Genomic DNA, 18,074 nt, shown 5'->3' with positions numbered 1-18,074 from the left:
GGAGTTTTCCACAAAATCAAGGCGTCTGATTTATTCTAAATTAAACAACTGTTTTAATAAATTATTCCTCTGTATAAAGCGGTTGCATATTGCCGTCCCAAACAAAGACCTTTACCAAATCTCCGGAGCTTACAGGTAATTTAACATCGCTTCCTGTCTGCATGTCTGTAAGGCATTCGTCCCTGTATACTGCGGTGTATATTACGCTGTTGCTTGTGTCAACGCCGTCGGGAATAACTATCTTTGATAAAACAGAGTCATTTTCAATAACAGAATTATTTTTTATTTCATTCCCGTTTTCATCATATATTTTTAGCTGAGTATTTTTTTCCGCTTCTGATAATGTCACGTTAAATCCGAATTCTGCCGCATACTTTATCAAGGTTGATGAACTGCATGAATCCTGAGCAACACCCAAATAAACCGTTTCAGGCAGTGTTGTGTCTTCAATAATATACGGCTGTCTTATATTATCTGTGAAGTCAGTTCCGTTTTCCGAGACGGACATTGTTAGTCGCTGTCCCTTTCTTGTCATTCTCAGATATTTCGGCATATCGTATGTTATTGAGTCAACATTCTCTACCGGGGTGCCCTCAGCGTCAAACATATATGAGTTTGTAACCGCCGTTCCTTTTACGGGTCTTTCAAAAACCCTTATGTTTTCGCCATACTTCAGCCAGCTGTCCGCAAGAAGATACATTTCAGAACTGCTGTCCAGGCTGCTCCTCACCATAAGTCCCGACTTAACATTGTTTTCAAACTTAGGCACATTCTTGGTTTCCAGTATTATATCAAAGTCCCCTGTAAACTCACGGTACATAAAACCGAACGAATCCATCTTGCCGGCGCTGTTTCCGCCGACTGAACCGCTCGCAATAATGCTGAACCCGTCCTTGTTTTGAGTGTATCCGCCTTTATACGGCACACTGCCAATATCTGCATATAGCCACTCGCCGTCTGACAGCCCGCGGATATATATTATTGATGTGTCCGACGACGTGCTTTCACCTTTGTCGTTATAGGCGCGGCTTGTTATATAATGAGTGCCGGGAGATAGATTAATCGTTATGTTTATTGCCTCTGTTCCCTCTGACATCTCAATTAATTGTTCACCGTCGTAAACTTCAATTTTGGTTATTTTTGTACCTTCGGCAGGTTCGGATACAGCGCCGTATTCTATACTTCTTTTGTCTGTTGAAATATATGGAGTGTTGTCATAAATATTTGCATATCCGGTTACGGTTTGCGTTCCGTCCGATACTTTTGATATTGTTATTTTGGGATTGGTCGGCGTTATTGAATTTGTCCAGCCGGATTCGGTATACGACAGTTTTTCAATCTCATCAAACACATAAGCTTCAAGCCAGGTATATCCTTTGTATAAACCCTCTCTGATTATATCAGTTTCATCCGCGCCGCCCATATTGTTTGCTTCTTTCCATGGTTCGGAAATTTTAAATATTTTGCTTTCGCCGGACATATCAACGTATCCGCCGACCTCATATGCCTTATTGATTAAACGCCCGGTCTGATTTTTCATATCCTCAACCACACGTGCGTCTATGCTGTCTCGAACCGGCAAGACTGCCCCGGCGCTTTTTACAGATTTGTCATAAGCCGCCTCGGCGCTGACTTCATTCACTTTATACTCTCCCATGTCGAACGGTTCATTTTCCCTAACCGCGTTAGCCATGTTATGAATGAGCGCCTCGTCTGCCCAGTTGTCATTCAGGCCGTTATTGTTATTTTCTGATTCATAGCCGTAAACGTAGTTACCGTTTATATAATAGTGCGAACCTGTTCCTGAGACGTCAAATATCTTATACTTTGCCTTTGTGCTCGGACCAAACTTGTAGTATGAGTTCACCATATTGACTTTTGTATAAAAGTTTTCAGCAGTCGATTCGCCGCCGTAACTTGAATTGCCGCCCCAATTATATATTACGTTATTTTTTAGCTCAGTATAGCTTACATTGCTGGCAAGTCTTGGGTTTCTGCTGTCATGATGGGCTATAATATTATTATAGTAGCTTGTGTTGGTTCCTCCCCATATCGCTCCGTAACCGTGTGCGCCTTTATAATGGTTTGACAGACGCAGGCTTTCTGATATGAGACAGTTTGAAATTGTATAGTTACCGGTGTCAGCGCCGTCTGGATTAAGGCCGCCGTACAGGGACATAAGTTCATCAATCCCCCAGCTGACGCTGCAATGGTCTAAGACAATATCATTTATGTGCGCGCCGCCCAAACAGTCCCATTCACCTTCAACACTGTCTCCGGGGCGAACTCTCAAATATCTTACTATGACGTTATCTGCTGCAATCAGAACGTCGGTTCCGGCAATGGTTATTCCCTGCCCCGGCGCAGTCTGTCCCAGAATCGTTATATTTGAGTTGCCGATTTTCAAACGTTCGGTCAAGTTAATTGTTCCGCAGACATCAAAAACGACAATTCTGCCGGGACGCGATACGGCGTCACGCAGCGTTCCCGGGCCGTCGTTTGCAAGACTTGTAACGTGATAGACGCTTATGTTTTTATTTCCCCTGGCGCCGGTGGTCTTTTTTCCGCCGCCTTGAATTCCCGGAACCGCGTCAGGAGATACTGTATCATACTTTAGCCCGGCGCCGTAAAAGATAAGCCCATATTTTCCGGTGACATATATGTATACAGGGATTCCTTTTTTAACCTGCATAGGCTCAGTGGTTATCATTGTTTTGCCGTCAAGGGTGAACGAGCCTAACACTATACCGTCCTGCTTCACCTCAAAGCTTCTGAGACCTGATCCTTCCGCCGCCACGTTATACATATCAACAAACAGCATACTGTCGGTTTCAGGTATAATACTCACGGCGCAGTCGGGATTTTCAACATTTTTACATGGGCTTAGAACCGCCCGGTTGACGTAGGTTCTGCCCTCAAACTTTTTGATGCTGGGATTCACGGTAACGCTGCCGCCGCTTGCGTGAACATACAAATTATTAGGCAGAATAATATCTTCAGTGATTTTACCTTCTCCGACATCGCTGAAATCATAGAGGTCAGTTATCGTTGTTATATTTTCCGCGTTTACAGATACGGATATTAACAGTAAAATAACTAACACTGTAATCGGAAATATCTTTCTCATAATAAATCCTCCCAGTCAAGCAAAATTAATAATTTTATTATAACATAATTTTTGAAATTTGTATATAAGTAATAAAATTACAATTTTGCGACCTGTTATGACGTAAAAAAGTAATTTGCTAAAAGCATATTTACATAATCGTTTTATAATGTCTTCCTTGCTTATATAGATATATAATTAAAAATTGCAGGCGAAAATATAACGTGGATTGTCTGCACAATAGATTAGTAAAATCCATATTTAGGAATACTGAGATAGGAAAATAGTCTGCTATGATAATTATGCAATATTTTTTTAGTTTATAATATAACTGTCATATGCTCTAGGCAGTATTTTATTAAGCTAGGCATACCGGATATCAATTATTGTGATAGGTATTGAAAATAATACTATATTATGATATAATGCAAAAATTGTGATATAAAATTTTGTTTGGAGGAATAGAAATGGGATTATATAGCATTATCCTTGCGGCCGGTGAGGGAAAGAGAATGAAATCAAATATTGCGAAACCTCTTCAGCAGGCGGCAGGAAAAGCCCTTGTGGAATGGGTTTTGGATACTGCGGAAGAAACCGGAAGCGATGAAAATATCGTCGTTATCGGTCATAAGGCCGAAGATGTTAAAGCATATCTTGGGGACAGGGCGAAGTATGCCTATCAGTATGAACAGCTGGGAACAGGCCACGCTGTTATGCAGGGTATTGAAAGCATAAAGGACGTAGACGGCACTGTTATGGTTCTATATGGGGATTCGCCTCTGATAGAGGCTGAGACTTTAAAGAGGGTGCGTGAAGACCACAGCAAAAAGATGAGGGCCGCTACTGTAATTACTGCGATAGCCGACGAGCCGTACGGATATGGAAGAATAGTCAGAGAAAACGGTGAAATCGTCAGAATCGTTGAGCAGAAAGACGCTTCTGAGGATGAGCAGAAGATAACTGAGGTTAACTCGGGTATGTATTTCTTTGATATTCAAAAACTAAAAGAATCCTTGTCTAAAATTACTAATGATAATTCCCAGGGAGAATACTATATAACCGACGTAATTGAAATAATGCTGAGCGAGGGCGAAAAGGTCGGAGCGTATGTCACCGATCTTGAACAGACTATGGGAGTAAACGATAAACTCCAGCTGTCACAGGTCGGAAAGATTTTAAACCGCCGCAAAGTTGAAGCTTTAATGCTTGCCGGTGTTACAATTATCGACCCTGATAAAGTTCAGGTTACAACAAATGTTAAGGTAGGAAGAGATACCGTTTTGTATCCCGGAACAGTTCTTGAGGGAGACTCTGTAATCGGTGAAAACTGTGTTATCGGCTCCAACACATCTTTGAATAACTGCAAGGTTGGGAATAATACTAAGATATTGGAGACTGTGGGTATCGACAGTGAAATAGGCTCTGATACAAATGTCGGACCTTTTGCATATCTGAGACCCGGAACCAAAGTTGGTTCTGAAGTTAAGATAGGCGACTTTGTGGAGGTTAAGAATTCTACAATAGATGATGGAACCAAGGTGGCTCATCTGACTTATATTGGAGACGCCGACGTAGGCAAGAGAGTTAACTTCGGGTGCGGAACCGTTGTCGTAAATTATGACGGCGTGAATAAGCACCGTACAATTATTGAAGACGACTGCTTTATCGGCTGTAACACCAACCTGGTGTCTCCCGTTGTAGTAAGGCACGGCGCGTACACTGCGGCAGGGTCAACGATAACAGACGAGGTGCCGCCTGAATCTTTGGCTATAGCCCGTTCTAAGCAGGTTGTTAAGGAACAGTGGACGGCAAAAAGAAAAGACAGCAAGAAAAAATAATAAAATTTACTTGAGGTAAATATAATGTATATGATAGTGGGATTGGGAAATCCGGGCAGAAAATATATTAATACCAGACACAATATCGGTTTTGATGTTGTTGACGCGTTCTGTGCCAAGAACAATATAAAGTTTAAGTCAAGCAAGTTTAGGGCTGAGGTTGGAACGGGTATAGTATGCGGCGAAAAGGTGATTGCGGTTAAACCTACAACTTTTATGAATCTGAGCGGCGAGGCCGTTGCGCCTATTGCCGATTATTATGATATACCTGATGAAAATATTATTGTCATCTCAGATGACAAAACTATGAGTTTAGGAAAACTGAGAGTGAGACCAAGCGGCAGCGCCGGAGGGCATAATGGGCTGAAAAGTATTATACTCAATCTTAACTCAGACCAGTTCCCTAGGGTAAAACTGGGGATAGGGGGAAATGATATGGATGAGCATGAGGATATATGCAATTTTGTTTTGGGAAGGTTTTCTAAGGCGGAGACTGAAATCCTGACTGACACAGCGGTAAGAGCTGTGAAAGCGGTTGAGGAGATAATCAGGACAGATGCCAGGACGGCTATGCAAATGTATAACGGATAAGGATTGTATGTGATTGGCTATGAAAACAAACGGTTTTTATGAAGTTATGGAAGACCTTGCCGACTTTGAGGAGCTGGCAGGGGCTTTACAAAAAAATATTACGCCTATAAACGTAGCGGGTGTGTCGGACTCTGTGAGGGCACACCTGGCTTTTTGTGTGTCCGAAAAATTTCAGGCTCCGATTTTATTGGTTGCCGAAAACGAGGCTGCCGCAATGGAAATAGCCGACGACCTCAGATTTTTCTCAGGTGCGGAGGTTCTGTATTACGGAAACTCCGATATACTTTTTTACGATGTAGATGTAAAGAGCCATGAGATACAGAAGCAAAGACTTGAGGTGCTCGACTATTTGTTCAGAAACAAAGGCCGGCGAACCTATGTTGTGACCACGTATTCGGCTTTGCTCAGTGTGACTATACCGTTTAAGAAATATCAGGAAAACGTTATAACATTAAAAGTTGGGGATGACATTGAGTTAGAAACGCTGATCGGTAAGTTTGAAAGTTTAGGATATAAGCGTGAGGAATTGGTTGAGGGAGCCGGTCAGTTCAGCGTCCGCGGTGGAATACTTGATTATTTTCCGTATTACAGTCAGTATCCGCTGAGAATTGAATTTTTTGACACAGAGGTTGACTCGATAAGAACCTTTGACAAGGACAGCCAAAGAACGATTGACAGATGTGATGAGGCCAGGATAACTCCGGCAGGCGAGCTGGTGCCGGATGATAAAGAACGTGCTAAATTAGTAAAAAAGCTGAACAGCTTGCTTAGCGATACTGAGAAGCCTGTATCCGAAAAATCGGCTTCGGTGTTGAACAGGGATATTGAAAGACTTAAGCAGGGGATTAGATTCCCTTCAATAGAAAAGTATATTCCATATATATATCGTGAAAAGCCCACAATTTTGGATTATTTGGCAGATGATACAATTATTTTTTGGTGTGACGGCCGCAGAATAAGCGAGGCGTATGAAGGCGAGACGGTAAGGTTTGCGGAAGACATAACTGAGATGACTGAAAGGGGAATAATCCCCAAGGCGGATATGGAATACTTTTTGCCGCTGAAGAAGGCGGTAAAGCGGCTTACGGCGCATAGATTTGTCGGGGTCAGCGGTATTTCAAATTATTCAGCTGAATATAGGGCAAAGAGAACCTATGCTGTTGGCTCCAAGTCTTTGGCAGGTTTTCAGGGTAAGCTTGAATTTTTATATGAGTCTCTCAGATTTTATAAGTCCAGCCAATACCGTACGGTTGTGCTGGGCGGTTCTGAGATAAGGGCTAAGAATCTGCTGAACCAGCTGGAAAACGAGGGTTTTAACTGTGCGTACACAGACGTTCTGACAGAGCTTCCTCCGCCCGGAGGAATAGTTATAACCCACGGTTCTATCTCGCATGGATTTGAATTTCCTTCCACGCAGACAGTGGTGATTTCTGATAAAGAGATATTCGGGCATGAAAAGAAAAAAAGAAAGCGCTACGGCAAGGTTAAAGGCGAAAAGATTGACAACTTTACCGACCTGAATATGGGTGACTATGTTGTTCACCGAAATTATGGTATCGGTCAGTATATAGGCATTGAGCAGCTGAATGTTGACGGCGTCAGAAAAGATTATCTCAAAATAAGATTCAAGGGAGACGACTTTTTGTATGTGCCGACAGACCAGCTGGATATGGTCTACAAGCACATCGCCAAAGACGGAGCAAGAATAAAAATGAACAAGCTGGGCGGCGGAGAATGGAGCCGTACCAAACAGAGGGTAAAAGCTGCCGCTGCCGATATGGCTAAGGAACTTATAGACCTCTACGCCAAGCGTGCGAATACTCCGGGAATATCATTCCCAAAGGATGATGAGTGGCAGAGCGATTTTGAAGCAAAGTTCCCGTTTGAGGAAACTGACGACCAGCTCCGAAGCATACAAGAGATGAAAGAGGATATGGAAAAGCCGTATCCTATGGACAGACTGCTGTGCGGAGATGTTGGATACGGAAAGACCGAGGTTGCGCTCAGAGGTGCGTTTAAGGCGGTCATGGCAGGGTATCAGGTGGCGTATCTCGTGCCGACAACAATTTTGGCTACACAGCATTTTAACACGTTTAAGCAGAGAATGAAGGATTATCCGATAAACGTTGCAATGCTGTCTCGTTTTTGTACCGCGGCGGAAGAAAAGCGTATTGTAAAAGGTTTGGCAACGGGTGAAATAGACGTTGTTATAGGAACCCATAAACTGCTGGGAAAGCATATCAAATATAATAAGCTGGGACTTTTGGTGATTGACGAGGAACAGCGCTTTGGGGTTGCCCATAAGGAAAAAATAAAAGAGATAAGAAAAGAAGTGGATGTGCTGACGCTGTCCGCAACGCCGATACCGAGAACTCTTCATATGTCGCTGACCGGAATAAGGGATATGAGCATAATAAACGAACCTCCGGCGGAGCGGTTTCCGATATCGACTTATGTTCTTGAGTATGACGAGGACGTAATTCGGGAGGCTATAAATAAGGAATTAGGCCGCGGCGGTCAGGTGTATTATCTTTATAATAGAATAGACGGCATATTTAAAGTCGCCAACAGAATAGCGGAGCTGGTGCCGTCTGCAAGAATAGCCGTGGCTCACGGCAGAATGCACGAGAACGAGCTGGAGCAAATTATGATGGACGTGTCAGACGGAACTATTGACGTCCTGGTCTGCACAACGATAATTGAAACAGGGCTTGATATACCAAATGTAAACACAATAATTCTTGAAAACGCTGACCGCTTAGGCTTGGCGCAGCTGTATCAGCTGAGGGGCAGGGTCGGACGTTCAAACAGGCTGGCATACGCATATCTGACCTACAGGCGGAATAAGAGTTTAACTCCCGAGGCTGAAAAACGGCTGCTGGCGATAAAGGAGTTTACTGAGTTCGGGAGCGGTTTTAAGATAGCAATGAGAGATTTGGAAATAAGGGGCACCGGAAATCTTATAGGCGCCCAGCAGCACGGGCATATGGAAGCTGTGGGTTATGAGATGTACTGCAGGCTGCTTGAAGAGGCGACGGCTGAGATTAAGGGGATAGAGACGAAAAATGAGACCGAGACACAGATAGATTTACCTGTATCAGCATATATTTCAGATAAGTATATAAAGAATCACAGTCAAAGGATAGCAGCATACAAGCGGATAGCCGCGATAAAAAATCAGGATGAGCTGTATGACGCGTATGATGAAATAGAAGACAGATACGGAACTGTTCCGCCGGAGGTTGAAAACCTTATGGAGGTGGCCCTGATTAAGGCGTACGCTTCAAGTTATAATATAACCGAAGTTATAGGAAACTCAGAGAGGATAACGGTAAAATTTGACCCTGAAAATATACCCGATATGAAACCGTGTTTGGAACTGATAGACAAATATCCCGGAAAAATATCGATATTGACGCCCAATAATCCTAAATTGGCAATAAAACTTGTTCCTCTGTCCTCTGACAAAGGCGGGAAGAACTATTTGGCTCAGATAAAAGAAATGATGAGTTTTTTATCAGAACAAAGCAAGGCAAATTTGAATAAATTGTAAACATTTGAATAAGTTTTAACAACAATAGTGGAAAATTAACTTGCTTTGATGTATAATAGAAAAATATTTTGGGATTGTGTAGTTATGCAGGTCAATATTTTGGGACTGTGTAAGTATTCGGGCTGTCCCGGGTTTTATGAGATTTAAAATTATTTAAACATAACATAAAAGGAGAAAAAAAGATGGCTAATGACAAAAAGGACATTTTGAACGATGAAAAAGTTCAAAAGATGAAAGATGACGTAAGCTCTAAAATAGCTGACGCCGCGTCTGAAATCAAGGAAGAAATTTCTGAGGCTGATCAAAAGGCAAAAGAAGTTATAGGCGATAAACTTAATGACGCCGGAGAAGTGATTTCAGAAGCCGGAGATAAGCTTGAAGACTCTATTACAGAGATAAAAGCAGACGCGCTGGAAAGCGTTGATAACATTAAAGAAGTTATTGAAGAGAAGAAAAAAGGCGTCAATATTTCTGTCGGCGCTTTGGTTGGAATCATAGTTGGATGTGTTGCGGTTGCAGCGCTGATAGTATTTCTGATTATGAACTTTACGGCCGCACAGCCAAAGTATGGCAAGGCTGAGGGCAAGACAGTTGCAACGGTTAACGGTGAAAAAATCACAGATAAAGATTTAGGTTATTATATCTATGCTGAAGCTATGACTCAGTACTATGATATTGAAGGCGAAAGCGCAGACGGCGACCTCAGCAGTTTTGACTGGGATCAGGAAATCGACGGCAAAAAACTTTCTGATACTATAAAAGAAAATGCAATGAAAAATGCTGTTGCCGATATGGTTACAGGACAGCAAGGCGAAAAGCTGCTTACAGACGATAATGCTTGGACAGAGAAGAACGACCAGCAGATTCAGTCTACAGTAGACAGCTATGTTCAGCAGTTCGGCGAGGACGGATTCAGCCTGAGAGCAAGAAGCATGGGTATATCTTCTGCAAATGAATATGCTAGAATGTATACAACTGTTATGAAGGCGCAGAATGTTCAGGCGGCAATGGAAGAAGATATTTCAAAGTTTACTCCGGAAGGCGTTGACCTTCAGAATTATACACAGGATGACAGAGCGTCTGTTAAACACATTTTGATTGAGACAACTGACCCTGCAGCTGCAGATCCGGCCGCAACACCTGACCCAACAGCTGTTGACGACGCTACAGGATTAGCTACAGCTCAGAATGTTGCGCAGCAGGCTAAATCGGGCGGCGACTTTGACCAGTTAATGACTCAGTATAATACTGATACAAGCGAAACATCAGCCGGATATACCTTCAAAAAGGGCGAAATGGTTGAAGAATTTGAAACTGCAGCATTCGCTTTGAAGCTTAACGAGATTTCTGAACCGGTTAAGACCGATTATGGTTACCACGTAATCATGAGAATCCCTGGATTATATGAGATACAGGGTTACTGGGTTGAACAGGCTAAAGTAAGCGAAAACAAGGGGAACCTTGATAAGGTTTCAGTTAAGGCAATTTTGGATGATGTTCAGGCAGCAACAGAGGAACTTGAAAACGAGCAGGCTGCTGCAAGCGCCGCTTCAGGCGCCGGAACTTCTACATCAGGCGGAAACTCCGCAGCAGATGGAAACTCTGCAGCAGGCGGAGCTGCCGCTGGGGAATAATCCAAATATAAATTTTGGTTATATAAGATTGCACCGCTTAGGCAGTGCAATCTTTTTATATATTTGTAATAATAAAGGTTATTTTTTATAAACTTATATTATCTGAATTAAGATAACAAACAAATCATATAAGTTAAGGGGTAGGTTTATGCCTAAGTTATCTGAGCTTGAAATAAAAGAAATAAAAAATATTAAGTATTTGATAGTTTTGGGGTGCCGCTTGTTTGGCGTAACTCCAAGCCGATGCTTATATGAACGTCTCTCAGCCGCGCTGAAACTGGTTAAAGTAAACCGGGATATTATAATAGTCTGCAGCGGAGGGCAGGGAGATAACGAAGACACAACCGAAGCCCGGGCTATGAAAGATTTTTTTGTCAGTAACGGTGTAGAGGAAAGTAGAATTATCCTTGAACCGGATTCACACAGCACTTATGAAAACTTTGAATTTTCAAAAGAAAAAATATTAAAGACCGGAGGAAGTATAGAAAACAATTCCGCATTTGTAACCAACAGTTTCCATGTCTTTCGCTCTAAAAAAATAGCCGAGCTTATTGGATATAAAAATATTGTTGAAATTTCAGCATATACGCCGAAGGCTTCCAAAATAAGCAACTATTTAAGAGAGGGTTTATCTATTATAAATTACTATCTCAATCTGCGGCGGAAAATCAAAAAAATGCAAAAAAACAGTAGAGACTATGGTAATAATATAAAATATTAGTTTTTGATACTACAATTATGTTACATGACTAAAAAAAACTTGACGAATTATATGTTTATTATGTATAATAAACACAAAGAAATTATAGATATATATAGAATATAATTGAAATTTTGTTAAATTTTTGTCATATTATGGAGTTTTTTCCTTAACCATGCAGTTTTTTCTGCGTCTTAATGATTTTAGAAAAAATCCCAGTTTTTTTATGTATTTGTAAAAAAATAAACTTATATATTTTGTTGTTATGGGAGGTTTTACAATGGGTATTGTAGACATTGCACCGTGGATTGTTTTGGCCGCTTCAATATGTGGTCTGGCTTTTGCGATGTACAAATTTTTCTGGGTTAAAAAACAGCCTGAGGGAACAAAAGAAATGGCGAATATTTCTGCTAAAATCAGAAAAGGCGCTATGGCGTATTTAAAGAGACAGTATAAGACAGTTGGTATTTTCTTTATCGTTATGCTGATAATTATTTGCGTAATGGCAGCGTTTGGTCTTCTCACATGGTTTGTTCCGTTCGCATTTGTATCCGGCGGATTTTTCTCCGGACTTTCAGGATTTATAGGAATGAAGATTGCTACATATGCTAACTCAAGAACTGCTAACGGAGCCCAAAATAGTTTGAATAAAGGCCTGAAGGTAGCGTTTTCAAGCGGTACGGTTATGGGTCTTACAGTTGTTGGCTTGGGTCTTTTGGACATAAGCGTTTGGTTCATAATTTTAAAAGCCGTTCTGAGTGATCCGAACGAGATTATGGCGGCTATGCTGACGTTTGGTATGGGAGCAAGCTCTATGGCTTTGTTTGCCCGTGTCGGCGGAGGTATTTTTACAAAGGCTGCAGATGTCGGCGCTGACTTGGTTGGAAAAGTTGAGGCCGGAATACCTGAGGATGACCCTCGTAACCCTGCTGTTATCGCAGATAACGTAGGTGATAACGTTGGCGACGTTGCAGGAATGGGCGCTGACCTTTATGAGTCATATGTCGGTTCAATCATATCAACAGGCGCGCTTGCCACAGCGGCAGGTTTGGGCTTTAAGGGCATAGTTGTTCCAATGATGATTGCCGCTATAGGAATAATCGCTTCAATTATAGGTACGTTCTTTGTTTCTACAAAAGAGGGCGCTACACAGAAAAATCTTTTGGGTTCTTTGAGACGAGGCACATATGTTTCGGCTATACTTTCAGCTATTTCAGCCGCAGTTTTGATATTTACACTGCTTCCGCAGAATACAGGCGTATTTTGGGCAGTTATATCAGGTCTGGTAGCAGGTGTGCTGATAGGATTCTTTACTGAATATTATACATCTGATTCATATAAGCCGACCCAAAAGCTTTCTGAGTCATCAAAGACGGGAAGCGCAACTATAATAATCGACGGTATAGCGCTAGGTATGAATTCAACAGCAATTCCAGTAGTTATAGTGGGTATCTCAATCCTTGTCAGCTTCTTTGCCGCAGGCGGCGGCGGTTTCCTTGCCACAGGAGATTTGAGCAGTTTCTCATTGGGTCTTTATGGCGTTGGAATATCTGCTGTAGGTATGCTTGCAACTTTGGGAATAACATTGGCTACAGACGCTTATGGTCCTGTTGCTGATAATGCCGGCGGTATAGCAGAAATGGCCGGCCTTGATGAGGAAGTTAGAAACCGTACAGACGCTTTGGATTCTTTGGGTAACACTACTGCAGCAACCGGTAAGGGATTTGCTATCGGCAGCGCAGCTTTAACAGCCTTGGCTTTGATAGTTTCTTATACTGATAAAATTCAGGCTCTCGGAGGACAGCTTCAGTTGTCGCTCACAAATCCGCCTGTTTTGATTGGTTTGTTTGTGGGAGCAATGCTTCCGTTCCTGTTCAGCGCGTTTACTATGCAGGCTGTAGGACGTGCGGCACAGAAAATTGTTGTTGAGGTAAGAAGACAGTTTAAGCAGATAAAGGGTTTGATGGAAGGCAAAGCGGAAGCGGACTATGAGACATGTGTTGATATATGCACACGTTCATCGCTTAGAGAGATGATTTTGCCGGCGGCTCTCGGTATACTCGCTCCTATAGTTGTAGGTTTGGTTCTCGGAGTAAACGGAGTTGTTGGTATGCTCGCAGGAGCTTTGGTTTCGGGATTTGCTATTGCTATCATGATGGCTAATTCAGGAGGCGCCTGGGATAATGCAAAGAAATATATAGAAGCCGGAAACTTTGGCGGAAAAGGCAGCGACAATCATAAGGCGGCAGTTGTCGGAGACACAGTTGGAGATCCGTTTAAGGATACTTCAGGTCCGTCCGTTAATATTTTGATTAAGCTGTTATCTATGGTTTCTATCGTTTTTGCAGCGCTTATTGTTAAGTTTAACCTTGTGGATTTGATTACCGGTTTACTCAAATAAAGGAGTGACGATTAGATGAAATATTGTACCAAATGCGGCAATGCGATAGACGATAACGCCGCTGTATGCCCAATATGCGGAGAAACTCAAAAGAAAGAGGGTTCTCAGAACCAAAGCGGTACATATTCTGATTTTCATAGTGTTAAGGAAAAAGGTCCGGTCGGGACAGCTATAGCCAGTTTTATAATTGGTATTATAAGTTTGGTACTCTGCAATACGGTTATAGGTCCGATTGTTGGCCTAATACTGGGTATAGTGGGGACGAAACAGTATAACCCTGCAAGGAATACGAGTAAGTGGATGGGCGTTTGGGGAATAGTACTAAACGCATTGTCTATCATTGCTTTAATCGTTTTTATTGCTGTCGTTATATATTTATACTCAACGGGGCAGCTTGAACCGGATATAGATATAGTTAACTAACCGTATTGTAAAAATAGAAATTGTTATATATAAAAACAGCAGGTTAAGATATATGCAATATGGGGTTGACATTATATAAGAGATATGGTTAAATGTTAAATTAAATAATTACGCTGTTTTGCCGCCGGGTAAAACAGCGGAGCGTCAGACTTTCTATCATTAGGTCTTTGAAGATAGAAAGCTGGCGCTTTTTATGAATAAGGAGACAAGATATATGGAGCAGACAAACTGTTTAAAAGACTTTATTCGCTATACTTCGCTTAATGTTCTCGGAATGATAGGCTTATCATTTTATATATTAGCGGATACGTTTTTCGTTTCTAACGGAGTTGGGGCGAATGGTCTGACGGCGCTTAATTTGGCCGTTCCGGTATACAGTTTTATTCACGGAAGCGGTTTAATGTTTGGTATAGGCGGCGCGTCTAAGTATTCTGTTTTAAGAGGTCAAAAGGCATACCAAGATTCAAACAGAGTATTTACAAATACTGTATACGCGGCAGGTCTTCTGTCAGTGATTTTTGTGCTGCTGGGAGTGTTTGCTTCTAATAAAATAACTGTTCTTTTAGGCGCCGATAATGAAGTGTTTGATATGACAAAAACTTATCTGAGCGTGCTGCTGTACTTTGCTCCGGCGTTTATAATGAATGATGTGCTGATTTGCTTTGTGCGCAATGACGGGAATCCGAAACTGTCAATGTCGGCAATGCTTGCCGGAAGTTTTTCTAATATTATACTTGACTATATCTTTATATATCCATTTGGTATGGGTATATTCGGCGCGGTTTTGGCAACCGGTTTTGCTCCGATAATAAGTATGCTGATTCTGTCGGTGCATTTCAGAAATAAAAACTGCTTTCGCTTTAAACTTAAGAGACCTGATTTAAAGCTTATAGGCACGATTTTTTCGTTGGGTATTCCATCTCTGATTACGGAGCTGGCTTCCGGCATAGTAATAATTGTCTTTAATATAATTATACTGGCTATTCAAGGGAATGTTGGAGTTGCGGCATATGGGGTTATTGCAAATATTTCGTTTGTGGTCGCGTCTATTTATACGGGTATCGCTCAGGGAATGCAGCCGATAGTCAGTTCTGCATACGGCAGGGGTAATATCAGCAGCGTAAAGCTTACTTTAAAGTATGCAGTGGTAACAATGCTGGCGGTTTCAGTTTTGGTTTACACATGTATTTTTATATTTGCCGGACCGATAACAGGAATATTTAACAGCGGGAATAATGGTATTTTGCAAAGTATTGCAGAACAGGGATTAAAAATTTATTTTACGGCGGTTCCGTTTATGGGTCTTAATATAGTTATTTCAATGTTTTTTATAGCGGTTGAAAAAGCAATTCCAGCACAGGCAATCTCATTGCTCCGCGGAATTGTGCTTATAATTCCTATAGCGCTACTTATGTCATTTTTAGCAAGTCTTATAGGGGTATGGCTGACATTGCCGATGACAGAAGGGCTTGTAGCTATCCTCGGTATTGTGTTATATTGCCGTGTTAAGAAAAGATTATTATAGAGTTACTGATATAAAGGAGAAGAAATATGTTTAGAGAGATGCGCAGAAAAAAACAGTCATTGTCCGGTGAAAAAATATCGGAGATATTAAATAATGGTACCTCGGGAGTTTTGGCTCTGTCGGGAGACAATGATTACCCGTATGCAGTTCCGCTCAGCTATGTGTATGACGGTTCAAGCATTTACTTCCATGCGGCGAAAACCGGACACAAAATTGACGCTGTAAAAAGAAATAATAAAGCGTCTTTTTGCATAATCGGTCAAGACGACGTGGTGCCGGAAAAATATACGACCAATTATAAGAGCATCATTGCCTTTGGGAAGATTCGGATTTTAGATGATGAGGGAGAAAAAAGAAGTGCAATCGAAAAGCTGGCGGTCAAATATTCTCCCGGGGATAAGACGGACAGAGAGGCTGAAATAAAAAAGGAATGGGATAATTTATGTATGCTTGAGCTGCAGATTGATTATATTACCGGAAAAGAATCAATAGAGCTGACAAAAATAAAATAGAAAAAAGAAGTATAATATTTTTAAGGTTAAATAGCGTATACGAAATTGATTTATATTTTAATTAGAAATTAAAATATAAATATAAGAAGCATGCAAAGTGGAAAAAACGTGCAAAGTAAATTTGACAATTTGTTTAAGTTTGCTTTTATGTGTTATACTCGTATTTAAAAAACTAAAATGAATTTCAGATAAAATACTGAAAAGTAAATCGAGCTGGCAAGAACAGTTATAACTATATTTTAACTGAGAACATTGTAAATAATTCTTTATATTAAAAAGTTATGTGGTTTATTATAAAAGCAAGTAAATTTTCAGTCTGAGAGTACAGAATAATATATTTAAGTAAAATATGATAATAAAAAAACTTAATATTTCATAACTTCGGTTTATAAAGTATGTTTTTATATAAAATACGCCGCCTGTTTTCAGGCGGCGTATTTTTATTAAATTATATAATAAATATAGAAATCTTAGCCAAGTTCAGAGAAATATTTGATTGTTCTAACCATCTGGCTGGTGTAAGAGTTCTCATTGTCATACCATGATACTGTCTGAACCTCATAGAGGTCGTCGCCGATTTGGTTAACCATTGTCTGAGTTGCGTCAAATAATGAACCCTGAGTAATACCAATAATATCTGAAGATACAAGCTGTTCCTCAGTATATCCGAATGATGCTGATTCAGCAGCTTTCATTGCAGCGTTGATACCTTCAACAGTAACATCTTTGCCCTTAACTACTGAAACAAGGATAGTAGTAGAACCGGTTGGTACAGGTACACGCTGTGCGCTTCCGATAAGCTTACCGTTAAGTTCAGGAATAACAAGACCAATTGCTTTAGCAGCGCCTGTTGAGTTAGGAACTATGTTAACAGCTCCGGCACGTGCACGTCTTAAATCGCCTTTTCTCTGAGGTCCGTCAAGAATCATTTGGTCGCCTGTGTAAGCGTGGATTGTAGACATGATTCCTGATTGGATAGGAGCGTAGTCGTTAAGAGCCTTAGCCATAGGAGCCAAGCAGTTTGTTGTACATGAAGCAGCAGAAATAATCTTGTCTTCAGGTGTCAAAATTCCTTCGTTAACACCAAAAACAACGGTTGGAAGGTCATTTCCTGCAGGAGCTGAAATAACTACCTTCTTAGCTCCGGCATTGATATGAGCCTGTGCCTTATCCTTTGATGTATAGAAGCCTGTGCATTCCAAAACAACGTCTACATCAAGCTCTCCCCAAGGAAGGTTGTTAGCGTCTGCTTCCTTATAAATTTCAATTTCTTTTCCGTCAACTGTGATAGAAGACTCGCCGGCTGTAACCTTATCGCCGAGAGCGTATCTGCCCTGAGCTGAATCATACTTCAAAAGATGAGCGAGCATAGTAGGGCTTGTTAAGTCGTTTATAGCAACAACTTCATAACCCTCCGCGCCGAACATCTGTCTGAAAGCCAGACGGCCGATACGTCCAAAACCATTAATAGCAACTTTTACTGACATAGTAAAGTACCTCCTAAAAAGATATATATTGTTTTATATTTTGCAGGTTTATCAGCTATCGGAACAGCGAAGCCTGTAAGTAAGAATAAAAATACGCCTCTTAGCCGACAGCAGTATTATTTTACCTCAAACAGATAAAATATTCAAGTATTTTTTCGATATTTTTTTAACGATTAAAAAAATAGGACAATTTAACTATATGTTGACACCATAAAGAAAATGAATTAGTCATTTAAACAATGCAAATGTTTTCAATCTTTGCTTATTAGTATACACAAATCCTTTAAATATATAAACAAGCATC

11 protein-coding genes are annotated in these 18,074 nt (G+C 41.0%); 9 read left to right on the top strand and 2 right to left on the bottom strand.

The genetic code is table 11. The features are described 5' to 3' along the window. Positions 1–61: 61 nt before the first annotated feature. Positions 62–3,127, bottom strand: a complete 3,066-nt coding sequence (locus B9O19_RS04715; RefSeq protein ID WP_102365333.1) for a pectate lyase family protein — start codon at positions 3,125–3,127, stop codon at positions 62–64. A 446-nt stretch (positions 3,128–3,573) separates the two neighbouring features. Between B9O19_RS04715 and glmU the strand changes: the two genes are divergently transcribed. The 9 genes from glmU (at position 3,574) to B9O19_RS04670 (ending at position 16,283) form a co-directional block, all read left to right on the top strand. Next, complete coding sequence (glmU, locus tag B9O19_RS04710) at positions 3,574–4,944, top strand: bifunctional UDP-N-acetylglucosamine diphosphorylase/glucosamine-1-phosphate N-acetyltransferase GlmU (RefSeq protein ID WP_102365332.1); 1,371 nt, start codon at positions 3,574–3,576, stop codon at positions 4,942–4,944. A 24-nt stretch (positions 4,945–4,968) separates the two neighbouring features. Then, complete coding sequence (gene pth / locus B9O19_RS04705; RefSeq protein ID WP_102365331.1) at positions 4,969–5,535, top strand: aminoacyl-tRNA hydrolase; 567 nt, start codon at positions 4,969–4,971, stop codon at positions 5,533–5,535. A 19-nt stretch (positions 5,536–5,554) separates the two neighbouring features. Further along, positions 5,555–9,088 (top strand): transcription-repair coupling factor, encoded by a 3,534-nt coding sequence (mfd, locus tag B9O19_RS04700; protein ID WP_154058623.1) that lies wholly within the window; start codon positions 5,555–5,557, stop codon positions 9,086–9,088. A 182-nt stretch (positions 9,089–9,270) separates the two neighbouring features. Beyond that, on the top strand, positions 9,271–10,722 hold the full coding sequence (locus B9O19_RS04695) for a peptidylprolyl isomerase (protein ID WP_102365329.1): 1,452 nt from the start codon (positions 9,271–9,273) through the stop codon (positions 10,720–10,722). A 148-nt stretch (positions 10,723–10,870) separates the two neighbouring features. Beyond that, the gene (locus B9O19_RS04690) at positions 10,871–11,443 is read left to right on the top strand and encodes a YdcF family protein (RefSeq protein ID WP_102365328.1); all 573 of its coding nucleotides are present in this window, start codon (positions 10,871–10,873) and stop codon (positions 11,441–11,443) included. Positions 11,444–11,702: 259 nt separating this feature from the next. Next, a complete protein-coding gene (locus tag B9O19_RS04685; RefSeq protein ID WP_102365327.1) occupies positions 11,703–13,823 on the top strand; it encodes a sodium-translocating pyrophosphatase in 2,121 nt (706 codons plus the stop codon). A 15-nt stretch (positions 13,824–13,838) separates the two neighbouring features. Next, positions 13,839–14,246: a zinc-ribbon domain-containing protein gene (locus tag B9O19_RS04680; RefSeq protein ID WP_102365326.1), complete on the top strand. Its 408-nt coding sequence runs from the start codon at positions 13,839–13,841 to the stop codon at positions 14,244–14,246. A gap of 193 nt (positions 14,247–14,439) precedes the next feature. Next, a complete protein-coding gene (locus B9O19_RS04675; protein ID WP_245863024.1) occupies positions 14,440–15,771 on the top strand; it encodes an MATE family efflux transporter in 1,332 nt (443 codons plus the stop codon). A 26-nt stretch (positions 15,772–15,797) separates the two neighbouring features. Next, positions 15,798–16,283 (top strand): pyridoxamine 5'-phosphate oxidase family protein, encoded by a 486-nt coding sequence (locus B9O19_RS04670; RefSeq protein ID WP_102365324.1) that lies wholly within the window; start codon positions 15,798–15,800, stop codon positions 16,281–16,283. 470 nt (positions 16,284–16,753) lie between these two features. On the opposite strand, the gene gap is transcribed toward B9O19_RS04670, so the two are convergent. Further along, positions 16,754–17,770 (bottom strand): type I glyceraldehyde-3-phosphate dehydrogenase, encoded by a 1,017-nt coding sequence (gene gap, locus B9O19_RS04665; RefSeq protein WP_102365323.1) that lies wholly within the window; start codon positions 17,768–17,770, stop codon positions 16,754–16,756. Between the last annotated feature and the right edge of the window lie 304 nt (positions 17,771–18,074).

This window comes from Monoglobus pectinilyticus (genome assembly GCF_002874775.1).
Lineage (GTDB): Bacteria > Bacillota > Clostridia > Monoglobales > Monoglobaceae > Monoglobus > Monoglobus pectinilyticus.
Note: the sequence above shows the minus strand (reverse complement) of the source record. Positions and strands in the feature narration are given on the sequence as shown.

Bases quoted from the DNA above. Each gene is read 5' to 3' on its own strand.
- B9O19_RS04695 (WP_102365329.1), top strand. From the start codon at position 9,271: ATGGCTAATGACAAAAAGGACATTTTGAACGATGAAAAAGTTCAAAAG.
- B9O19_RS04670 (WP_102365324.1), top strand. From the start codon at position 15,798: ATGTTTAGAGAGATGCGCAGAAAAAAACAGTCATTGTCCGGTGAAAAA.
- B9O19_RS04675 (WP_245863024.1), top strand. From the start codon at position 14,440: ATGAATAAGGAGACAAGATATATGGAGCAGACAAACTGTTTAAAAGAC.
- pth (WP_102365331.1), top strand. From the start codon at position 4,969: ATGTATATGATAGTGGGATTGGGAAATCCGGGCAGAAAATATATTAAT.
- B9O19_RS04690 (WP_102365328.1), top strand. From the start codon at position 10,871: ATGCCTAAGTTATCTGAGCTTGAAATAAAAGAAATAAAAAATATTAAG.
- B9O19_RS04680 (WP_102365326.1), top strand. From the start codon at position 13,839: ATGAAATATTGTACCAAATGCGGCAATGCGATAGACGATAACGCCGCT.
- mfd (WP_154058623.1), top strand. From the start codon at position 5,555: ATGAAAACAAACGGTTTTTATGAAGTTATGGAAGACCTTGCCGACTTT.
- glmU (WP_102365332.1), top strand. From the start codon at position 3,574: ATGGGATTATATAGCATTATCCTTGCGGCCGGTGAGGGAAAGAGAATG.
- B9O19_RS04715 (WP_102365333.1), bottom strand. From the start codon at position 3,127: ATGAGAAAGATATTTCCGATTACAGTGTTAGTTATTTTACTGTTAATA.
- B9O19_RS04685 (WP_102365327.1), top strand. From the start codon at position 11,703: ATGGGTATTGTAGACATTGCACCGTGGATTGTTTTGGCCGCTTCAATA.
- gap (WP_102365323.1), bottom strand. From the start codon at position 17,770: ATGTCAGTAAAAGTTGCTATTAATGGTTTTGGACGTATCGGCCGTCTG.